This window comes from Streptomyces sp. NPDC030991, assembly GCF_055571235.1.
In genome coordinates this window covers 391,233-411,773 of sequence record NZ_JBVIFR010000002.1, presented here as the reverse complement: position 1 = coordinate 411,773, position 20,541 = coordinate 391,233, and the positions used below count along the sequence as shown (strand labels likewise).

Genomic DNA, 20,541 nt, shown 5'->3' with positions numbered 1-20,541 from the left:
TCAGCTCATCTCCGCTCTACGGGCCCAGCGGGGGACGCGCCGCCTGGGAAGTTCGGGCGTCGCCGGGGCGGTGGCCGGGGCGGGCGCCGCGAGCAGTGAGGCGGCCACGCCCAGGTGCAGCAGATACGGCGAGGCGTCACCGAGCCCGGCCTCGGTGTACGAGGCGATTGCGCAGTAGCTGATCAGGAAGATCGCCCCGGCCCGGGCCAGCGACGGGGGCCGCAGCAACGCGACGCCGCCGAGGACGAGGATGGCCGAGGCGACCAGCGTGATCCCCGTCCAGCCCTGCTCGTGGTAGACGGCCAGCCAGCTGTTGTCGATCGGCAGCCCGCCGAAGGACTTGTCGCCCAGGCCCGTGCCGAACAGCTCCTCCGCCATCGTCCGGGGCGCGGCCAGCAGGGCGTCCCAGACCTTGGCCCGGCCGGTGAGGCTGGTCAGGTACTCCTGGCTCTGCCCGCGCAGGAACCACGCCCGCAGCGCGGAGGCGAACCCGACCGCGGCCACCACGACGATGAGCACCGCCCAGGTGAAGAACCGCCGGGCCGCGGCGCTGGTCATGACGAGCGAACCGATGGCCAGCGCCAGCCCGATGAGCATGCCGAGCGTGGCGGTACGGGTATGGGTCAGCGCGAGCAGCACCAGCGACGGCACGATGATCACCGCCGCGCTCGCCCGGTCGGTGCGGCGGTCGATCAGGAGCAGCACCGTGAGCCCGATGATCACCGCGGCGTACTGCCCGATCTGTGGCGGGGTCAGCGGCCACAGCGCGCCGACCAGACGCCCGCCGTAGAGCTCGGGCATGGCCGCGCCCGGCGAGACGAGCGCGCCCGCGGCGACCGAGCCGAGCACCGCGAAGTACATCCGGATGTGGTGCCGGACGAACGACAGGCCCCCGTCCCACCAGCGGGTGAGCAGCCACAGCGTCGCGACGAAGAGCGCCAGCCGGGTGCAGCGGAACAACGCGCCCAGACCGGCCTCCAGTTGCAGGCTGGAGATCAGGCTCGGCACGAGCAGCAGCGTCAGCAGGAGCACGTACGCGCTGGGCCGGATGCGCAGCCGGAGATTGAGCGCGAGCGCCAGCGTGAACGCGGCGACCAGCGACCCCATGGTGACCAGTTGGATGAGGGAGCGGGGCAGCGGGATGATGGTCTTCGCCCCGGCCGAGCCGAGGGTGTTGAGGATCAGCAGGCCCCAGACGACCCCGACGAGTCGTGGTGCGCCGGCGGGGCGCTCCCCGGCGCCCGGCCGGCCGGCCGCCGTCGTCTCCGCAGCGCCGGGCCGCAGGTCCCCGCTCACCTCAACCACCCGCCGATGCGCGGAAGGTGCTGCCCGCGTCCTGCCGGTACGGCGTGCCCTGCCACTCACCGGAGTCGAGCACCGTGCTCGGGTCGCCGGCGACGAACTTCCAGGGCCCGGTGTAGTCGTTGTCGTGCCAGCGGTTGTGCTGCTTGCGGGTGATCGCCTCGGCCACCCCCTCGCCCTTGTACGGCGACCAGTTCGGGTAGGTGCCGTAGTTGGCGAGCACCGCCATGCGGTCGCACTTCGCCGTGCAGTCCAGGACGGACTTGTCCAGCACGAAGCGGTTGTCGTGGATGTCCACCCGCTGGGTCTTCCACCGGCAGTCGGCGTAGAGCGGCGCCTTGGCGATCGCCGGTTTCACGCAGCGGTCGGTCTTCGGCACCAGCAGCGTGCAGTCGCCGGACGACGTGTTGGCCGGGCTGTTGCAGAACCGGTCGGCGTTCTCCCACAGGGTGATCCCCGACCAGTTGTTCTCCAGCACGTTCCCGTACAGCTCGATCCTGTCCGTGCGGGCCCGGACCCGTGGCTCACCGCCCGACTCGGACAGATAGACGGTCGCGAACGGGAAGTCGTCGCCCTTGTCGGCCTCCCGGCGGCCCTCCACCCAGTTGTTCTTGCGGATCGTGTTCCTCCGGATGACCGCGTTGTAGCTCGTCTCGTAGATCAGCGCGGCGCCGTCGTTCTCCTCGATCACGTTGTTCTCGATGCGGAAGTCGTTGTTGTTGGTGTCCGCCCACAAGCCGGTCCCACGGTTGTCGTGGACCCAGTTGCCGCGTATGTCGGCGCCGTCGACGGCCCAGAACTTGACGCCACCGGTGCAGCCGCAGCCTTCCCGCTTCCGCTCCCAGTCGCCGGTGTTGTTGCCCACGATCTCGTTGCCCTCGATCACCAGGCCGGTGATCCGGCCGTCGGCCTTGTACGCGTTCATGCCGTACTGGCCGTTGCCGCGCAGGCAGCTGGCGCGGACCCGCTGGCGGGCGCCGGCCATCAGCGCGGCGGCGGAGTTGTACTGGATCGTCGCGTGCTCGATCACCCAGCCGTCGGCCGAGTCGTGGTTGACCACCCCCTGGTCGTGCGGCGCGACGAAACGCTGCACGGTCAGATAGCGGATGGTGACGTCGTCGGCGCTGCCGCCGAACGCGTACTGGTTCTTCTTGCGGCCGTCGAACACCGCGCCCGGCGCACCGATATAGCGGTCCCCCTTCTTGGGGATGACCTGCGAGTAGCGGTCCGGGTCGAGCCGGTGCGTGCCGGGCCGCAGCCAGAACGTGGTGTTCGGCGGGCTCTTCTTGGTCTTCGCGGCCAGGTCGCCGACGACCCCGGGGTCGACCGTCACCGCGCCCGCCGGCGCCTTCGCCGGACCGGCCGCGGGCTTGGCGCACACCCGCGCCGTCGACACGGTCGCGGGCGCCGACGAGGCCGCGGAGGGCGCGGCGGCCGGCTCAGGCGCCGCGCTCGGCGTGCTCTCACAGCCGGTCACCGCCAGCAGGGCCAGCGCCACCGGTGCCACCGGTAACGCCCAGTGCCCCCACTTGCTCCCCACGTGTGCCCCCTAGCCCCGGAACCTGAGTACGGTCGTGAACCCTGACCCGCCACCGGCGGATCCGGTGCCGATCAGCGTGGTGGTGGGCTCCTTGCGCCCGAAGCCGGGGGAGTACCAGCCCAGCGGCGGGGCGCTCTCGCCGCGATGCGCCCGCCAGGACAGCTCCCCGGGCAGGTCGAGCACCGCGGAGCGCCCCTCGCCGTCCCGGATCCAGGTGAGCATCGCCCGGTTCCCCACCAGGTCCGCGGCGATCGCCGGGCCCAGGTGGAAGGCGAGGCGCACGGCGCGGGCCGGGTCCTGCCGCCCGCGGATCTCGTCGACCACCGTGAGCTCCTGGCCGGCGGCCGCCAGCTCCACCCGGCGGCGGTGCACGGCACCCTGGTACCCGTCGTGCTCGCCGCACCAGCGGGCCGTGCCCCCGTCGGAGGCGTCGGTCTCCTCCGCGACCAGGACGCGGCTGCGGGCGTGCCGCGTCCACAGGAACGGCCCGCCGGAGACCGACTGGTCCTCGCCGTCCAGCTCCAGCGTGTTGTGGCCGAGGGTCGAGCGGAAGTAGCGCCGCCACTCGGGCCGGCCGTGGTAGCAGAACGTGCCCGGGTCGGCGAGCACCTCGACCCCGTCGTGCCGGACCTCCACGGACAGGGCGTCCGCGTGGGCGTGCGCGGCGATCGACAGGAAGCCGTGCGGACCGCCGTCGCAGCGGCACCAGATCCCCGCGGGCCCGCGCAGGATCGTCAGGCCCGCGTCGGCGAAGTGACCCGGGCGGCGCGCGGGGCGGGCCACGGCAGGAGGCGTCCCCTCCTCCCCGTGCGGCTCTTTCCCGTACGGCCGCACGAGCGCGGCGAGCAGGGGCGTGCGCACATCGGTGCCGGTCACCTCGGGCCACCAGTCGAGCCGGCCGAAGACGGCCTCCCCGGTGGCGAGGAGCGAGGCCCAGCGCTCGGTGCCCGCGCCGTCCAGGACCAGACCGTGCCCGTCGTCCGCGTCGCCCTGGCGGGGCGGCCGCAGCCGGCTGTCCACGACGGCGGCGAGCGCGTCGGTCATCCGCAGCAGCACGAGCCGGACGGTCGCGGGGACCGGCACACCGGTGGCGTCCGCCTCGGCCACCGCGGCCAGGCCGAGTTCGAGGACCAGGCCGTGGTACTCGGTGGCCAGCTCCCGGTTGAGGCCGGAGAGGAAGGTGTTGCTCCGCAGGTGCCGGTCGAGTGAGCGCAGCGCGTCGGTCCGCCAGCGCGCCGATGAGGGGAACCAGTCGAACGCGCAAGCCGCCGCGAACTGCCCCGCGGCCTCGGCGACGACGTGGTTGTTGGCCGAAGAACCCCGGCTGGGGAACGCGGCGAGCCAGCGCTGGTGGTGCCAGATCTGGCTCCGCGCCACCGGGTTCTCCTCGAAGAGGGCGGCCGCGCCCGGCCACCCGTCGAGCAGCCGGCGCACCCACACCCAGGACAGCAGCCGGATGCCCAGCTCGATGCCGCTGATCCAGTGCACGCCGCGCAGCGGCGGGTTGGCCGCCCACCACGACCGCAGGTGCGCCGCCACGCGCTCGGCGTACCGCTCGTCCCCGGTGACCGCGTAGGCGGCGGCGAGCACGGTGAGGTACTGGTGCCGGGAGAGCTCCCAGATCTGCTTGATGTCCCCGACCGCGTCCTCGCTGCGGTACGGCACGTCGAAGGCGTGACCCGCCGGGGCCCGGCGCCCGGTCCTCGGGTCGTACCACCAGTCCGGGTCGGTCAGGTCGTCACGGGCCACCCCGAAGAACTCGGCGTGCCCGGCCAGCAGCCGGTCCGCCTCGGCGACGAGGCGTTTCGCGGCGTCCGGCGGTACCGCGGCGATCGTCCCGGCGGGCAGGACCGCCGTGAACCGGGTACCGGTCACGTCCGGGCAGTCGGGCGGCGTCGTGCGCCACCGGCGCCTGCGCACGGTGTCGCCCGCCCGGCCGCCGATCTCCCGCGGCCCCATCCGGGACAACCGCCGCAGGTACCAGCCCGGCCCCCCTGAAGGCACTGTCATCGGGTCCTCGCCAACGTCACCGGCGCCCCGCCGGCCAGGCCGGTGCGTACGGCGAGCGTGGCCGCCGTGGTGGCGACCAGCGACTCCAGCGGCACGGGCATCGGCCCGCCGGTCCGCACGGCCCGCACGAACGCGGCCAGTTCGGCGTTCTGCCCCTTGTCCCGGGCCTTGGGCAGCCGCGAACTGACCCACCGCCTGCGGCCGCCGTCGTACACGGAGGCGCGCACGAAGTCGTCGAGCCGCAGCACCTTGCCGTCCGCGACCAGGTCCAGCGTCTCCTTGGGGAACCCGGCCGCGCCGGTGGTGACGTAACTGATGGTGGCGGTGGATCCGTCCGGGTGGCGCAGCACGACCTGGAGGTCCTCGTTGCCGGACGTGGCGACGGCGTACACCGAGACCGGGTCGGACCCGAGCAGCCAGCTCACCGTGTCGATGAAGTGCCCGCCCTCGCCCGCGAAACGCGAGCCCTCGGTGCCCTGTTGCAGGTACCAGCTGCCGTGCGCCAGCGGGCCCGCGTTGACCAGGTAGCGCAGGCTCGCAGGACCGGTCCGGACGCCGAACCGGTCCCTGGCCTCGTGCAGCAGCGGCGCGAACCGGCGGTTGAAGCCGACCTGCAACCGGTCGTTGCCGGACTCCTCGACCGCCGCGAGCACGCCCGCCAGCTCGTCCTCGGAGAGAGCCAGGGGCTTCTCCACGAACACCGCCTTGCCGGCGAGCAGCGCTTTGCGGGTCAGCTCGGCGTGCGAACTGTGCCGGGTGACCACGAAGACCGCGTCGATCGACTTGTCGCCCAGCACGGCGTCGAGGTCGGTCGTCGCCTCGGCGAAGCCGAACTTGCGCTGCGCGTTGGCCGCGGACAGCGCCGTCGTCGTGACGACGGTCGACAGCTCGACGCCGTCGCGCCGCGCCAGATGCGGCAGCAGCATCGACGTCGCGTAGTTCCCCGCGCCGACGAACGCCAGCCGCACCGGCGCCCCGGCGGTCCGGGCCGGGGCGGACGCCGCGTCGCCGCGGCGCACCGCGGGCACGGCCACCGCCGGGGGCTCCGCCTGCGGCGCCTCTTCGGTGCCGGGGTAGCGGAACAGCACCGCCACGGCTTTGAGTTCACCGTCCTTGAGGCGTTGGTAGGTGTCGACGGCGTCGTCGAAGTCGGCGATGTGGGAGATCAGGGGCTCCACGTCGACGCGGTCCCGGGCCACGAGATCGAGGAAGCACGCGAGGTTGCGGCGCTCGGTCCAGCGCACGTAGCCGATCGGGTAGTCCCGCCCCTCCAGTTCGTACTCCGGGTCGTAGCGCCCGGGGCCGTAGGAGCGGGAGAAGCGGACGTCGAGCTCCTTCTCGTAGTACGCGTTCCACGGCAGGTCCAGGCTGCACTTGCCGATGTCGACGACCCGGCCGCGGTCCCGGCTCAGCCGGGCGGCCACCTCGACGGGCTGGTTGCTGCCGCCACCGGCGGCCAGGTACACCTGGTCCACGCCGTGGCCGCCGGTGAGTTCGGCGACAGCGCTCTCCACGGCCGCGGACGCGGGGTCGCCGCAGGCCGCGGCGCCCAGGCGCTCGGCGAGCTCGCAGCGCGCCGGGTCGGGGTCGGCGCCGACGACGCGGACCCCCGCGGCGGTGAGGAGCTGCGCCACCAGCTGCCCGATCAGGCCCAGGCCGATGACGAGCGCCACCTCGCCGAGCTGGGGTTCACCGCGGCGGACGCCCTGCATGGCGATCGCCCCGACCGTGCCGAACGCCGCGTGCCGGGGTTCGAGGCCGTCCGGCACCCGGGCGTAGAGGTTCTTCGGCACCCAGTTCAACTCGGCGTGCAGCGCGTGCTCGTTGCCCGCGCAGGCCACGAGGTCGCCGACCGCCACATCGTCGATGCCGGCGCCGACCTGCTCGACCACCCCGCACAGCGAATAGCCCAGCGGCGTGTAGGAGTCCAGCTTGCCCATCACCTTGCGGTACGTGGCGGGCACCCCGTTGGTGGCCATGCTCTGCATGACCTTGGCCACCTGGTCGGGGCGCGAGCGGGCCTTGCCCAGCATCGACATGCCGGCCTCGGAGACCTTCATGAGCTCGGTCCCGGTGGATATCAGCGAGAAGGCGCTGCGGACCAGCACACCGTCCGGCTTGCACCCCGGCGCCGGTACGTCGAGCAGCGCCAACTCGCCGCTCTTGTAGTTCTGCACAACCTGTCTCACCGGAGCTCCTCTTGTTTTCCATGCCGTCAGGCCGCCGGCCCCTGGCCGGAGCCGGAGGTCGCGCCGCGATACCAGTACTCGAGCGTCAGCACATGCCACAGGTGCTTGGAGAAGTCCCGCTGTCCCGCGGCGTCCTCCGCGACCATCCGCGCCAGCGCGTCGCGGCGCAGGAACCCGGAGTTGACCAGCACCCCGTCGTTCACCACCTCGCGCACCAGCGGTGCCAGGTCCCGGCTCATCCACGCGCGCAGCGGCGCGCTGAACAGGCCCTTGGGCCGGTACACGATCTCCCGGGGGAGGACCGAGGTGGCCGCCTCCTTGAGCACCGCCTTGCCCTGCCGCCCGGCGATCTTTCGGTCGCCGGGCACGGCGAACGCCGCCTTGACCACCTCGACGTCCACGTACGGCACCCGCACCTCGGTCGACGCGGCCATGCTGGAGCGGTCCGTGTAGGCGAGGTTGAGCCCCGGCAGGAACATCCGGGCGTCGCCCAGGCACATCCGGTTGACGAAGTCGTCCAGGTCGTTGTCCTGGTAGATGTCCGCGTGCTCGGTCAGCACGTCGTCCACCGTCCCGGCCAGGTCCGGATCGATCAGGCCGAGCAACTCGTCCTGGTCGTACATGGTGTAGCTGCGCCGGAAGGCGGTCTCCTCCGGCAGATCGGCGAAGGAGAGGAACCGCTTCGCGAACCGCACCGACCGGTACCCGCGGCGGGCCGTCGCCACCGGCAGCCGGTCCACGGCCGCGGACACGCCGCGCCGCAGCGGCCGCGGGACGCGCTGGTAGCGCAGCGCGAGCAGGTTGGCCAGATGCTTGCGGTACCCGGCGAACAGCTCGTCGGCGCCCATCCCCGAGAGCATCACCTTGACCCCGGCCTCCCGGGCGGCCATGCAGATCAGGTACGTGTTGATCGCGGCGGGGTCGCCGATCGGCTCGTCCAGGTGGTACGTCATCTGCGGCAGCAGGTCGAGCACGTTCGGGGCGATCTCGATCTCGTGCAGGTCGACACCGAACTGCGCGGCCACCTGCCGGGCGTAGCGCAGATCGTCCGGCATCGCCTCGAACTTGGCGTCCTCGGCGCGGAACCCGATCGTGTACGCGGAGATCCCGGGCCGGTCGCGGGCGGCCAGCGCGGTCAGATAGCTGGAGTCGAGGCCGCCGGAGAGGAACGTCGCCACGGGCACGTCGGAGAGCAGGTGGCGCCGGGTCGACTCCTCGACGACGGCGGCGATGTCCGGCACCTCGCCGGCCAGGGCCCGGTCCCGGCCCTCGGCGGCGACGTCCCGCAGGTTCCAGAACCGGCCGCGGTCCACCCGGCCGTCGGGCCGGCAGCGCAGCCAGCTCCCCGGCGGCAGCTTCTCCGCCTCGCGCAGCGCGCAGCGTGAGTCCGGTACCCAGTAGTAGAGGAGGGAGGCCACCAGCGCCGCGTGGTCCACCTCCAGGGTCCCGCCGGTCGCGGCGGCCAGCGCCTTGAGCTCGGAGGCGAACACCAGGCCCGCGCCGCGCCGCAGAAGGAACAGCGGCTTGATGCCCAACTGATCGCGGGCCAGCACCAGTTCACCGGTGCGCTCGTCGAAGACGCCGAACGCGAACATGCCGCGCAGCCGGGGCAGACACTCCGTGCCCCAGCGCCGCCAGGCCTCCAGGAGCACCTCGCTGTCGGAGGTCCCGCGAAAGCGCACCCCGGCGGCGGTCAGCTCGGCGCGCAGTTCGGGCGCGTTGTACAGCTCCCCGTTGTAGGTGAGGGCGAGGCCGTCCGAGACCATCGGCTGGGCGCCGGTCTCGGACAGGTCGATGATGGCGAGGCGACGGTGCCCGAGCTGCACGTCGCCGTCGCCGAGCGGGTGGCTGTACCGGCCCGCCCCGTCCGGGCCGCGGTGGGCGAGGGTGTCGGTGAGCCGGTCGGTGACGATCTTGCCGTCCGGCCATCGGTACGTGCCTGCGATACCACACATGTCCTACCGCGCTTCCTGGTTGCTGTCCGGGACCCGTGCGGCCCACATCGGAGCCCGCTCCGTCCGCCGCCGTCCGGGCGCCTTCGGGTTCTGGCGGGCGGTCGGCCGGTCAAAAGGGCCGCGCAGCGCGGTGTGCAGCCCGTCCCACAACGTGCCGTCGGTCCTGTCCCGCGGATCGGGGTCGATCAGCACCACACCGACCACCGGGATGCCCTGTTCCGCGAGTTGTCGTGCCACGGTGTGCAGCCACGCGGCGCTGCCGCGCCCGGCGCGTACGACGAGCACGGTCTGGCCGCCGAGGTGGTGCAGGTCCGTCCACGGGGTGCCGGGCGCGATCGAGCCGACGCCGATCCGGCGCTCCTGGGGCGGCACGGCCGCGGCCCGGTCGACGCCGACCACCGCCGGATCGCCCGGCTGCTGCCGCCTGCCGGAGAGCTCCGAGCCGGGCAGACCGTCGACGACGACCGCGGGCCCCTCCACCGACAGCGCCCGGGCGACGTCCAGGGCGATCTCGCCCGTGGTGCGCGCGCAGCCCAGTTCCAGCAGTGACACCGGTTCGGCGGAGCCGTGCACGGTGCGGGCCAGCGTTCCGGTGAGCCGCTCGCGCGCCCTTCGGGTCCGTCCGCGGTGCCAGGGCCTGCCCCACCGCAGGGGCAGCTCCGCGATGACGGAGGCGCCCAGGTTCGCCGCGATCTCCCGGCGCAGCACGGGGCGGTCGGCCACCACCGCGCCGACCGAGGCCAGCACGAGGCCGAGGACGAGCCCGAGGACGAGCCCGATCGCGGCGTTGGTGGCGAGGGCCCTGGGCACGGAGCGCTCGATCGCGCGCGGGGCGTCCACGATCTGCGTACCGGCGACGACCTGCGGCGTGCCGACGCGCGCGTCCTCGGCCCGCTGGTTGAAGTCGGCGATGCGCGAGGTGAGTTCGGCGCGGCGGGCGAAGAGCGACTCGTTGCTCGCCGACGACTCCGGGTCGCTCTCCGGGGACCGGCCGCCGATCGTCTTGTTGACCTCGGTGAGCTCGTCCTGCATCCGGTCACGCTGGTCCATCAGCGCCTTGGCCTCGGCCTTCGCGCTCACCCGCATCCGCCGGACGTGGTCCGCGACGAACGCGTCGGCCAGCGCCCGGGCCCGGGCCACCGCGTCCGCGTCGCTGTCGCCCGTCACATCGATCTGGAGCAGGTTGTTGGTCAGGCCGGTGCCCCGGTACTCCTTCATGAAGTCTTCCGGCTTCTCCGGGGACTTGAGGGCCCGCAGGGCCTTGTCGGCGATCCGCGTGGTCCCCAGCAGCTCGACGTCGGTGCGGATCAGCGTCCCGGTGTCGTTCGGCTGGTCCTCCTTGTGAGCGACCAGCACCTTCGTCACCGCGGACGGCGGAGACGGCATCAGGACCGCCATCGCCGCACCGGCCAGCAGCCCGAGCAGGGCCATGGCGCACCAGAGACGACGGCGCCTGCGCACCGCCACCACCAGCGACTGGAGGTCGAGGAGCGGCGAGGCGCCCGACGACTCGGCGTACTTGCTCGTCGTCACCCCGCACCTCCCCGCGCGTCGCCGCCGGCCGCCATCGCCGGGGTGGCCCGACGGGCCGGGGGCACGGTGGGCCGCGCCGGACGACGGGCGCGCACCGTGCCGGCGACGACGACGCCCACGACCTCGTGTCTGCCGTCGGCGCACGCCCGGGCGAGGCCGCCGAGCTCCTCCGCGCTCCAGCTGCCGGCGCTGAGCACGACCAGGGCGCCCGCCTCGGTGTCGCGGTCCGGCACCAACGGCTGGGTCACCGAGACGTCCACGACCCGCAGCAGCGGATCGCTGCCGGCCTCGGCGACGAGCTGCCCGGCGGCGCGGCGAGCGGTCTCGTCCCCGTCCGGCACGACGACCAGCAGCCGCCGGGGAGCGGGCAGCCGGTCCCGGAGACGGGCGCACACGCGCCGGTAGCGGAGCAGTACGTCGGCCTCGTCGCCGGAGACCCGCGGGGCCGGTACGTCCCACCGCGTGTCGAGGCCGAGGAGCCGGCGTGCCATGGCCCGGGCGCCCTTCTCCGGCTGCCGCGCTCCCAGTTCACCGGGTACGTCGACGGCGCCGAGCAGCGCCGAGCCCAGCGCCGCGGTGATCTCGGCTTCGGTGCGCAGCCGGCGGTTCGTCCGGGCGGCGGCGAGGTGGCCGACGACCGAGAACAGGAAGAACAGCAGCGCCCCGGCGACGACGAACTGCGTCCTCGTCGGCGGTGCCTCGCTCGTCGGCAGGGCCGCGGGACCCATGACGACCATGCCCGCCTTGTTGCTCGCCGGGTCGGCCTCGTCCAGCTTCTTCATGGCCTCTTGCAGCGCGGTACGCAGCTTCTCCAGCTCGGTGCGGGCCTGTACGCCCTCCACGGTCTGCCCCGGATCGGCCGCGTCGGCCAGCTCGGTGATGCGGCGGTTGGTCTCCGCGACCTTCTTGCGCAGCGCCTCGGGCCCCGTCGCCTCGTCGGCGCCGGTGGTGTCGGTGGTGTCGCCCGCGATCCGCGCGGCGAAGGTGACGAACTGCCGGGCCACCTCGTCGGAGAGCCGTTGCGCGCGCTCCGGGGTCTCGGCCGTGCCGGAGATCTTGATGATGTTCCCGTCCGCGGTCTTGGCGGTCACCTGCTTGCGCAGCTCGCTGCCGTTGACGCCGCTCCAGTCGAGCGTGGTCGCCACGCGGTCGACCACCGCCGAACTCGCCGCGATCTCCGCCTGGGTCAGCAGCTCGCGCTCCTCCCACTGTCCCGCCAGGAGCACCGAGGTCGATGTCGTGTAGTTCGGCGGGAAGAGCAGGGAGGTGCCGTAGCCCATGAGTGCGCCCACCACGGCGAGGGCGGCGAGCAGCCGCCAGCGCCTACGGAGGATCCGCCCGATCGTGACCAGGCGTATCGGGTCTTCGCTCAACGACGCTTCCTCCTCCGTGCCGGCGGCGACCCGCCCGGCGACACCGGAGTGCGGCCGCGGCAGGCAGCGGCGTAGGCGGCGAGCAGCGACGCCTGCGAGTTCCCCCAGGAGAGCTCACCGCCGATCCGCTCCTGGCCGATCTTGCCCATCCGGGCCCGCTTCTCCGGGTCGTCCATGAGCTCCGCGACGAGCCCCGCGAACGCGGACTCGTCGTTGGCGGGCGCGTAGACGGCGGCCTCACCGGCGGAGACCCGCGCCTCCCGGAGGTCGAACGAGACGATCGGCCGGCCCATCGCCATGTACTCCAGGACCTTGTTCATGGTCGACACGTCGTTGAGCGGATTGCGCGGGTCGGGGGAGAGGCACACGTCGGCGGTGGACAGGTGCCGCACCAGATCGGCGTCCGGGATGCGCCCGGTGAACTCCACCTGATCGCAGAGGTCGAGCTCCCGCGACAGCTCCACCATCGCGTCGAAGGCGTCACCGGAGCCGACGAACACGGCGTGCCAGTCCGTCCGGCCGAGCTCGTCACGCAGCTTCGCCAGAGCCCGCAAGGCGTAGTCCACACCGTCCTGAGGGCCCATCACCCCGAGGTAGCAGAGCAGATGCGCCTTGCCGCGCTTCAACTCCGGCTCGGGCGGCACCGGTTGGAACCGGTCGGTCTGGGGCGCGCTGCGCACCACGAACACGTCCGCGGGCCGCTGACCGCCGCGGCGCACCGCGACGTCCCGGTAGCTCTCGTTCGTGGCGAGCACGATGTCCGCGGCCCGGTAGGTCAGCCGTTCCAGCGCGCACACGGCGCGGTAGAGCAGGTCCTCGCCGCGGTCGAACCGGGAGAGGTACAGCTCGGGCACCAGGTCGTGCTGGTCGAAGACGAACCGCGCGCCGCGCCGCTTCAGCCACATGGCCGGCAGGAACAGCAGGTCCGGCGGGTTGCAGGCGTGGACCACGTGGACCGGGCCGACCTTGCGGGCCAGCCGGGCCGTGTGCCACAACGCCGATCCGTACTCCCGCAGATAGCCGCCAGGCCCGCCGGTGGCCGCGCGCAGCGGGTAGCGGTGGATCCGCACCCCGTCGATCTCGGTCTCCGCCTCCGTGTCCCGCTTGCTGCCCTGGGGGCAGATGACGTGCACCTTCCAGCCCGCGTCGCGCAGCGTCGTGCACTCCTGCCACACCCGCCGGTCGAAGGGCACCGACAGGTTCTCCACCAGGATCAGCGCCCGCCCTCCGGGCCGGTCGCCGCTGGCTGTGTCTTCGGACGATGTGTTACCAAGCAAGGCCGACGTACCCCGATTCGGTCCGGCGCTCGTCGGCGTCGGGAAGATGGACCAGGTCGATGAGGATCGGGCCGTCGTCGCCGTGCGGCAGCGCCGACAGCACGGCCGGGTCTCTGGTCCCGACCAGCAACACGTCGGCGTGGTCCAGTACTTCGTCGACGGAGTCCGCCAACAGCTGGGCCAGGTGCGGCAGCCGGGTCTCGATGTACTCGCGGTTCGCGCCGAGCAGCCGGGACAGGCTCACGTTGGCGTCGTAGATCTTGAGGTCGTACCCCTTGCCGAAGAGCCGCTCCGCCAACTCCACCAGCGGGCTCTCGCGCAGGTCGTCGGTGCCGGGTTTGAAGGAGAGCCCGAACAGGCCCGCGCGGCGTCTGCCGGTGCGCTCGACCAGCTCCACCGCGCGTTGCAGATGCGCGGAGTTGGAGGGCAGCACGTGGGAGAGGATGGGCACCGAGACGTCGGCCCGCTGCGCCGCGTAGACCAGGCTGCGCAGGTCCTTGGGGAGGCAGGAGCCGCCGAAGGCGAAGCCGGGACGCAGGTAGGCGGGGCTGATGTTCAGCTTGCGGTCGGCGAGGAAGACATCCATCACCTGGTGCGAGTCCACCCCGAGCGCCTGGCACACCGCGCCCAGCTCGTTGGCGAAGCCGATCTTGAGGCCGTGGAACGCGTTGTCCGCGTACTTGATCGCCTCGGCCGTCGGCACCGGTACCCGGAACACCTCACCGGGCAGGCTCTCGTAGAGCGCCGCCACCGCGTCGCCGCTGGCCGGGTCGAGCTCGCCGACGACGGTCTTGGGCGGGTCGAAGAAGTCCCGCACGCTCGTGCCCTCGCGCAGGAACTCCGGGTTGACCGCGACCCCGAAGTCCACCCCGGCGGTGCCGACGTGCTTCTCCAGGATCGGTACCAGAAGGTCCAGGCAGGTACCCGGGAGCATGGTGCTGCGGAAGACGACGGTGTGCCGCCCGCCCCGCTCGGCCAGCGCCGCGCCGATCTCCTCGGTGACCCGCTCCAGATACGTGGTGCACAGGCTGCCGTTGGGCTCCGAGGGCGTGCCCACGCAGATCAGGGATATCTCGCTGCCCATGATCGCCTCACGGACGTCATCGGTGGCGCGTAACGCCCCGCTCCCCACCCCCTCGGCGATCAGCTCGCCGATCCGCTCCTCGACCACCGGGGCCTTGCCGTCGTTGACCAGGTCGACCTTGACCTGGTTGACGTCCACCCCGATGACCTCGTGGCCCATGCCGGCCAGGCACGCGGCTGACACACAGCCCACGTAGCCGAGCCCGAAAACGCTGACTCTCATGACCCGTCCCTCCCCCCAGGCAGGCCCTTCGGGCCTGCGGTCCGCGCGCTCGCCGGACGGCGACCCCCGCGCATCAGTAAGCCCCTTGGCCGTGGAGCACGGCACGCAGCGTCTTCCACAAGATCACCGTGTCCAGGGCGAGCGACCAGTCCTCCACGTACCGCAGGTCGAGGCGGACCGCCTCGTCCCACGGCAGGTCGCTGCGTCCGCTGATCTGCCACAGGCCGGTGAGCCCGGGCTTGACCAGCAGCCGGCGCCGGATGTCCGGGCCGTAGGCGGCGGACTCCTCCGGCAACGGGGGCCGCGGGCCGACGAGCGACATCGAACCCGTGAGTACGTTGAAGAGCTGCGGGAGCTCGTCGATCGAGTACCGGCGCAGCACCGTCCCCACCCGGGTCACCCGAGGATCCCGGCGCAGCTTGAAGAGCAGGCCCGCGCCCTCGTTCTGCTCGGCCAGCTCGGCCCGTGCCCGGTGGGCGTCGGCGACCATGGTGCGGAACTTGAAGATGGTGAACTCGTGTCCGTCCTTGCCGACCCGGCGCTGGCGGTAGACCGCCCCGCCCCGGCTGTCCACCATCACGAGCAGGGCGACGAGCACCAGCAGCGGTGCGAACAGCAGCAGCAGGGCCGCCGCGCCCGTCCGGTCGACGAAGCCCTTGACCACCCGGCGGCCTCCGGTGAAGGTCGGCATGCTGACCCGCAGCAGCGGTATCCCGAGCACCGCGTCGACGTGCAGCCGAGGGCCGGCCACCTCCATCAGCACGGGGGCGACGACCATCTCGGCGTCGCTGCCCTCCAGGTTCCACGCCAGCCGTTGCAGCCGGTCCGGGGACCAGTGCGGGTCCGGGGTGACCGCGACGACCCGGTAGCCGTCGCGGCGGACGTGCCCCGCGACGTCCGCCAGCGGGCCGACGACCGGCACGCCGTCCAGATGGTCACCGTCGAGGCCGCGCCCGTCCGATGTGCACACCGCCTCCACGCGCCAGCCGAGGTGCGGGAACTTGCGGGTGCGGCTGATCAGGTCGCGCACGGTGGCCGGGCTCCCGGCCGCGAGCACCGGGCGCAGGCACCGTCCTTCCTTCCGCTGTTTGTGCAGCGAGAGGCGGAGCAGATAGCGCGCGGTCATGGTGACGAGAGCGATCGCGGGGATCGCGACGAATATCCAGAGTTTGATGTTGCGGGAGGTGAGAGCGATCCCGCCGAGCGCCAGGACGACGGTCGCCGCGAACAGCGACCGGCCGAACCGGCGGAACTCCTCGGCGCCCTGCCCGAGCACGGCCGGTGCCCAGGCCCGGCTCACCGCGAGCGCTCCGAGCACCAGCAGTTCGGTGCCGAAGGCGAGAATGCCCCACTTCTCGTGCCAGTTGGCCGCGTCCCGGGCCCCGAAGAAGTTGCCTATGCCCGCCACCACCAGGGCGGTGGCGACGCTGTCACTGGTGATCACGGCACGCCTGTACCGCTGCTCCCAGTCGGTCGCGGGCTGGCGCATCGACCCGTGCCCCGGACGCCCGCGCGTCGATGGCAACGGTCTGACCAATTCCCCCTGTTGCACGGACCCCCCCAGGTCACCAGCGGGCTCGACGTGGTTACTCCACACGGTTCCTCCCCCCGGAAGGCGCCCCCGCCCCCCGCACTGTTCCGCCCCTCGGGAGGCCCCCGCCCCCCGTCGTGCCGCGCTGTTCCTCCCCCGGGAGGCCCCCGCCTCCCACGCATGACGTCTCGGCTGTGGCAGCGCTGCGTGAACACCCCGTCCGGGCGGCAGCGGTCTCGTACGGCCTGCCCGGATCTCGAGGTGCACGGAAGCCCGGCGGCATCTCGGGTGCTCCCCACACCCAAGGCGCCCTCTCGGGCTCCTGGAATCGATCCCCCCTACGCCGGCGTCAGGGACGCGATTGCGCGCGGTCCGTGACGCCCGACTTATAGATCATCATTTGTCGCCTCGTGTCCACATGTGAAGCACGGTCAATCTAGACCATCGGAGCCGGTATGAAGAGGGGATGTATGTAATTTGTGTTCAACCTTTGAGACTGGCTCGATAGACCGGTGAGCGCCCTCGGCGACCCCGCGCGGGTCAGGGCATCCGGTACTCCTGTTCCGGGCGCCCCGTCGTCCCGTGGCACGGGCTCATGCGGAGCAGGCCGAAGGAGACGCGCAAGGCGGGACAGCGCTGGACCGCCGCCCGCGAGACTCCGCTGAGCGCACCGACCTGACCTGCCGAAAGAGGCGTCGGCGAGTCCCGTACGGCCGTCAGTACCGCGTCGGGCGTCACCGCGCCGGCCGTGGGGCGACGCGCGGGACGGCGGACCGCGCTCTCCCGGGACTCGCCCTCCGTCAGATGGCGGGAACGCGCGTAGCCTCGCAGTTTTTCCGCCGGCGGCCCCGGCGGGAATGGCTTGATCGGACAGGCGAGTGCGCCCGCCACCGGGGCCCGCCGGAGTGCGCCGCGCCCTGAACGGCGGGAAAGTGAAAGGCGTCGTCCCTCGGGGGGTCACCGGACCGAAGGAGCGTGCGCGTCATGGCAAAGGGAAAGAAGCTCGGCAAAGGCGACAAGGTCTCCTGGAGCAGCCACGGGCAGACCGTTCCGGGGAAGGTGAAGAAGAAGATCACGGGCCGTGCCGAGGTGGCGGGACGTACCGTCGACGCCTCGAAGGACGAGCCGCAGTACGAGGTCACGAGCGACAAGTCCGGCCGCAACGCCGTCCACAAGCCGGAGTCGCTGCGCAAGAGGAACGGCGGCTCATGAGCGGGAAGAGCGACGCGAGCCGGCAGGAAACGATCGACGAGTTCGGCGAGGCCGTGAACATGACGCCCGCCGCCCTCAAGAAGTGGCTGGCCACGGACGACTCCAAGAGCGTGGGCCAGTCGGACGGCGGCGACGAGAGCGTGGGCCACGCGTCCGGGCGCCGCATCGTCGGCCTCCTGGAGAAGAAGAAGGCCGACCTCACCGACGACGACCTCGCCCACATGCGGAAGGTCGTCGGCTACGTGCACCGGCACCTCCGTCAGCGGCCCTCCGGCGACGTCACGGACACCCGGTGGCGGTACTCCCTCATGAACTGGGGCCACGACCCGGAGAAGTAGGCCGCCCACCACGCCCCCCTTCCGTCAGGAACGGAGAAGCGTCGGCGGGGCCCCGCGGGCAGAATGATCCGCTCGGACGAGCTGACCCGAGCCCGGCCGGGCGGCGATACTGCTGCTCGCATCCGGGTGCCCGACGTATGGAGACGTGAATGACCAAGGCCAGTGGGACCGGTACACCGCCGTCGGGGCGGCACGCCGCCGACAGCCACGATCTGATCCGGGTCCACGGCGCGCGGGAGAACAACCTGAAGGACATCAGCGTCGAGCTGCCCAAGCGGCGGCTCACGGTGTTCACCGGTGTCTCCGGTTCGGGCAAGAGCTCCCTGGTCTTCCATACGATCGCCGCGGAGTCGCAGCGGCTGATCAACGAGACGTACAGCGCGTTCGTGCAGGGCTTCATGCCGGCGCTCGCACGCCCCGAGGTCGACGTGCTCGACGGGCTGACGACCGTGATCACCGTCGACCAGCAGCGGCTGGGCGCCGATCCGCGCTCCACGGTCGGTACGGCGACCGACGCCAACGCGATGCTGCGGATCCTCTTCAGCCGGCTCGGCGAGCCGCACATCGGCTCGCCCAAGGCGTTCTCCTTCAACGTCGCCTCGATCAGCGGCGCGGGCGCGGTCACCGTGAAGCGCGGCGGACAGGACGTGAAGGAGCGGCGCAGCTTCAGCATCACCGGCGGCATGTGTCCGCGCTGCGAGGGCCGCGGCGCGGTCACCGACATCGACCTCACCGCGCTGTACGACGACAGCAAGTCGCTGAACGAGGGCGCGCTCACCGTCCCCGGCTACAGCATGGACGGCTGGTACGGCCGCATCTTCACCGGCTGCGGGTTCTTCCCCCCGGACAAGCCGATCAGCCGGTTCACCAAGCGGCAGTTGCACGACCTGCTCCACAAGGAGCCGACCAAGATCAAGGTCGACGGCGTCAACCTGACGTACGAGGGGCTGATCCCGAGGATCCAGAAGTCGATGCTCTCCAAGGACGTCGACTCGTTGCAGCCGCACATCCGGGCGTTCGTCGAGCGCGCCGTCACCTTCACCGTCTGCCCCGACTGCGCGGGCACACGGCTCAGCGAAGGGGCCCGGTCGTCGAAGATCGGGCGCATCAACATCGCCGACGCCTGCGCCATGGAGATCCGGGACCTGGTCACCTGGGTGCGGGAGCTGAAGGAGCCGTCGGTGGCCCCGCTCCTGGAGACACTGCAACAGACCCTGGAGTCGTTCGTGGAGATCGGCCTCGGCTATCTCTCGCTCGACCGGCCCGCCGGCACCCTCTCCGGTGGCGAGGCGCAGCGCGTCAAGATGATCCGCCACCTCGGGTCGTCGCTCACCGACACGACGTACGTCTTCGACGAGCCGACCACCGGGCTGCACCCGCACGACATCCAGCGGATGAACGAGCTGCTGCTGAGGCTCAGGGACAAGGGCAACACCGTGCTCGTCGTGGAGCACAAGCCGGAGATGATCGCGATCGCCGACCACGTCGTCGACCTCGGCCCCGGCGCGGGCGCGGGCGGCGGCGCCGTCTGCTTCGAGGGCACCGTCGACGGGCTGCGGGCCTCCGGCACCGTCACCGGGCGCCACTTCGACGACCGGGCCGCGGTCAAGGACGCGGTCCGCGAGCCGACCGGCGCGCTGAAGATCCGCGGCGCCTCGGCGCACAACCTCAAGGACGTCGACGTCGACATCCCGCTGGGGGTGCTGACCGTCGTGACCGGTGTCGCCGGGTCCGGCAAGAGCTCGCTGGTGCACGGCTCGATCCCGGCAGGCGAGGGCGTCGTCCCGGTCGACCAGAGCGCGATCCGCGGTTCGCGGCGCAGCAACCCGGCGACCTACACCGGCCTGCTCGAACCGATCCGCAAGGCGTTCGCGAAGGCCAACGGTGTGAAGCCCGCGCTGTTCAGCGCCAACTCCGAGGGCGCCTGCCCCACCTGCAAGGGCGTCGGCGTCGTCTACACCGACCTGGCGATGATGGCCGGTACCTCCACGACGTGCGAGGACTGCGAAGGGAAGCGGTTCGACGCCTCCGTCCTCGACTACCGCTTCGGGGGACGTGACATCAGCGAGGTGCTCGCGATGCCGGTGGCCGAGGCCGAGGCGTTCTTCAGCGCGGGCGAGGCGCGGACGCCCGCCGCGCACAAGATCCTCGTACGGCTGAAGGACGTCGGGCTCGGCTACCTCACCCTCGGCCAGCCGCTCACCACGCTCTCCGGCGGCGAGCGGCAGCGTCTCAAGCTGGCCACGCACCTGGGCGAGAAGGGCGGCGTCTACGTCCTCGACGAGCCGACGGCGGGGCTGCACCTCGCCGACGTCGAGCAGCTGCTCGGCCTCCTCGACCGGCTCGTCGACGCCGGCAAGTCGGTCATTGTGGTCGAGCACCACCAGGCCGTCATGGCGCACGCCGACTGGATCATCGACCTCGGCCCCGGCGCGGGCCACGACGGCGGCGAGGTCGTCTTCGAGGGCACCCCCGCCGAGCTCGTCGCCCAGCGGAAGACCCTCACAGGGGAGCACCTGGCGCGGTACGTCGGGGCCTGAGGACCGGGGCGGCTCAGTCCAGGCTGTAGCAGCGGATGACGATGGCGCCCCCGTCGTCGTGCGCCAGGCCGACGAAGACGGTCGAGGTGAGCCAGAGATGGGCGGCGGCGTCGGTGCGGAAGACCGGGGCGGTGCGGAAGTAGACGCCCGCGTCGGACTCCGTGTAGTAGCCCCGGTTGACGATGTCGATCACGGCGCCGTCGTCGGCGCGCAGCAGATAGCGGGCCTCCAGCTGGCAGACGTCACCGCGGGTACTGGACCAGTCGCCGCCGCCGGCCAGGACGGTGCCGGTCAGCCGGGGGCCGCGCACGGTGCCGCCGGTGATGGGGGTGAAATCGGTGATCTCGCCGCTGCCGTGCCCGATGTGCAGCGGCGGGTCGATCTCGGCCCGGATCTCGAAGGCGTAGGTCAGGGTGGGAACCGCGTCGGTCATGG

14 protein-coding genes are annotated in these 20,541 nt (G+C 72.1%); 3 read left to right on the top strand and 11 right to left on the bottom strand.

Features of this window, described 5'->3' with window-relative positions:
- From ACZ45E_RS05365 to ACZ45E_RS05320, 10 genes are all read right to left on the bottom strand, one after another.
- Positions 1-1,296: an O-antigen ligase domain-containing protein gene (locus tag ACZ45E_RS05365; RefSeq protein ID WP_468216789.1), complete on the bottom strand. Its 1,296-nt coding sequence runs from the start codon at positions 1,294-1,296 to the stop codon at positions 1-3.
- A 1-nt stretch (position 1,297) separates the two neighbouring features.
- Positions 1,298-2,842, bottom strand: coding sequence for a right-handed parallel beta-helix repeat-containing protein (locus ACZ45E_RS05360; RefSeq protein WP_468216788.1), 1,545 nt, complete (start codon positions 2,840-2,842; stop codon positions 1,298-1,300).
- A 9-nt stretch (positions 2,843-2,851) separates the two neighbouring features.
- On the bottom strand, positions 2,852-4,852 hold the full coding sequence (locus ACZ45E_RS05355) for a heparinase II/III family protein (RefSeq protein ID WP_468216786.1): 2,001 nt from the start codon (positions 4,850-4,852) through the stop codon (positions 2,852-2,854).
- A complete protein-coding gene (locus ACZ45E_RS05350) occupies positions 4,849-7,041 on the bottom strand; it encodes a bi-domain-containing oxidoreductase (protein ID WP_468216783.1) in 2,193 nt (730 codons plus the stop codon). Before ACZ45E_RS05350 ends, ACZ45E_RS05355 begins: the two co-directional genes overlap by 4 nt.
- A gap of 26 nt (positions 7,042-7,067) precedes the next feature.
- Complete coding sequence (gene asnB, locus ACZ45E_RS05345; protein ID WP_468216781.1) at positions 7,068-8,996, bottom strand: asparagine synthase (glutamine-hydrolyzing); 1,929 nt, start codon at positions 8,994-8,996, stop codon at positions 7,068-7,070.
- 3 nt (positions 8,997-8,999) lie between these two features.
- Positions 9,000-10,529, bottom strand: coding sequence for a Wzz/FepE/Etk N-terminal domain-containing protein (locus ACZ45E_RS05340; protein WP_468216778.1), 1,530 nt, complete (start codon positions 10,527-10,529; stop codon positions 9,000-9,002).
- Positions 10,526-11,902, bottom strand: a complete 1,377-nt coding sequence (locus tag ACZ45E_RS05335) for a Wzz/FepE/Etk N-terminal domain-containing protein (RefSeq protein ID WP_468216775.1) — start codon at positions 11,900-11,902, stop codon at positions 10,526-10,528. Before ACZ45E_RS05335 ends, ACZ45E_RS05340 begins: the two co-directional genes overlap by 4 nt.
- Positions 11,899-13,179 carry a glycosyltransferase family 4 protein gene (locus ACZ45E_RS05330; RefSeq protein WP_468216772.1) on the bottom strand — a complete coding sequence of 427 codons (1,281 nt, stop codon included), beginning with the start codon at positions 13,177-13,179 and terminating at the stop codon, positions 11,899-11,901. The genes ACZ45E_RS05335 and ACZ45E_RS05330 overlap by 4 nt, the downstream gene beginning before the upstream one ends.
- The gene (locus ACZ45E_RS05325; protein ID WP_468216770.1) at positions 13,169-14,485 is read right to left on the bottom strand and encodes a nucleotide sugar dehydrogenase; all 1,317 of its coding nucleotides are present in this window, start codon (positions 14,483-14,485) and stop codon (positions 13,169-13,171) included. Before ACZ45E_RS05325 ends, ACZ45E_RS05330 begins: the two co-directional genes overlap by 11 nt.
- Positions 14,486-14,558: 73 nt before the next feature.
- On the bottom strand, positions 14,559-16,037 hold the full coding sequence (locus tag ACZ45E_RS05320) for a sugar transferase (protein ID WP_468216768.1): 1,479 nt from the start codon (positions 16,035-16,037) through the stop codon (positions 14,559-14,561).
- Between the two features lie 963 nt (positions 16,038-17,000).
- On the opposite strand from ACZ45E_RS05320, the gene ACZ45E_RS05315 reads away from it, so the two are divergent.
- The 3 genes from ACZ45E_RS05315 to ACZ45E_RS05305 all read left to right on the top strand — a co-directional run bounded on the left by ACZ45E_RS05315 (position 17,001) and on the right by ACZ45E_RS05305 (position 20,106).
- A complete protein-coding gene (locus tag ACZ45E_RS05315; protein ID WP_468216766.1) occupies positions 17,001-17,228 on the top strand; it encodes a hypervirulence associated TUDOR domain-containing protein in 228 nt (75 codons plus the stop codon).
- Positions 17,225-17,566: a DUF3140 domain-containing protein gene (locus tag ACZ45E_RS05310; protein WP_468216764.1), complete on the top strand. Its 342-nt coding sequence runs from the start codon at positions 17,225-17,227 to the stop codon at positions 17,564-17,566. The genes ACZ45E_RS05315 and ACZ45E_RS05310 overlap by 4 nt, the downstream gene beginning before the upstream one ends.
- A 149-nt stretch (positions 17,567-17,715) precedes the next feature.
- Entirely contained in the window at positions 17,716-20,106 is a 2,391-nt protein-coding gene (locus ACZ45E_RS05305; RefSeq protein WP_468216763.1) for an ATP-binding cassette domain-containing protein, read from the top strand.
- 13 nt (positions 20,107-20,119) lie between these two features.
- On the opposite strand, the gene ACZ45E_RS05300 is transcribed toward ACZ45E_RS05305, so the two are convergent.
- Positions 20,120-20,539, bottom strand: a complete 420-nt coding sequence (locus tag ACZ45E_RS05300) for a DUF3237 domain-containing protein (protein ID WP_468216761.1) — start codon at positions 20,537-20,539, stop codon at positions 20,120-20,122.
- Between the last annotated feature and the right edge of the window lie 2 nt (positions 20,540-20,541).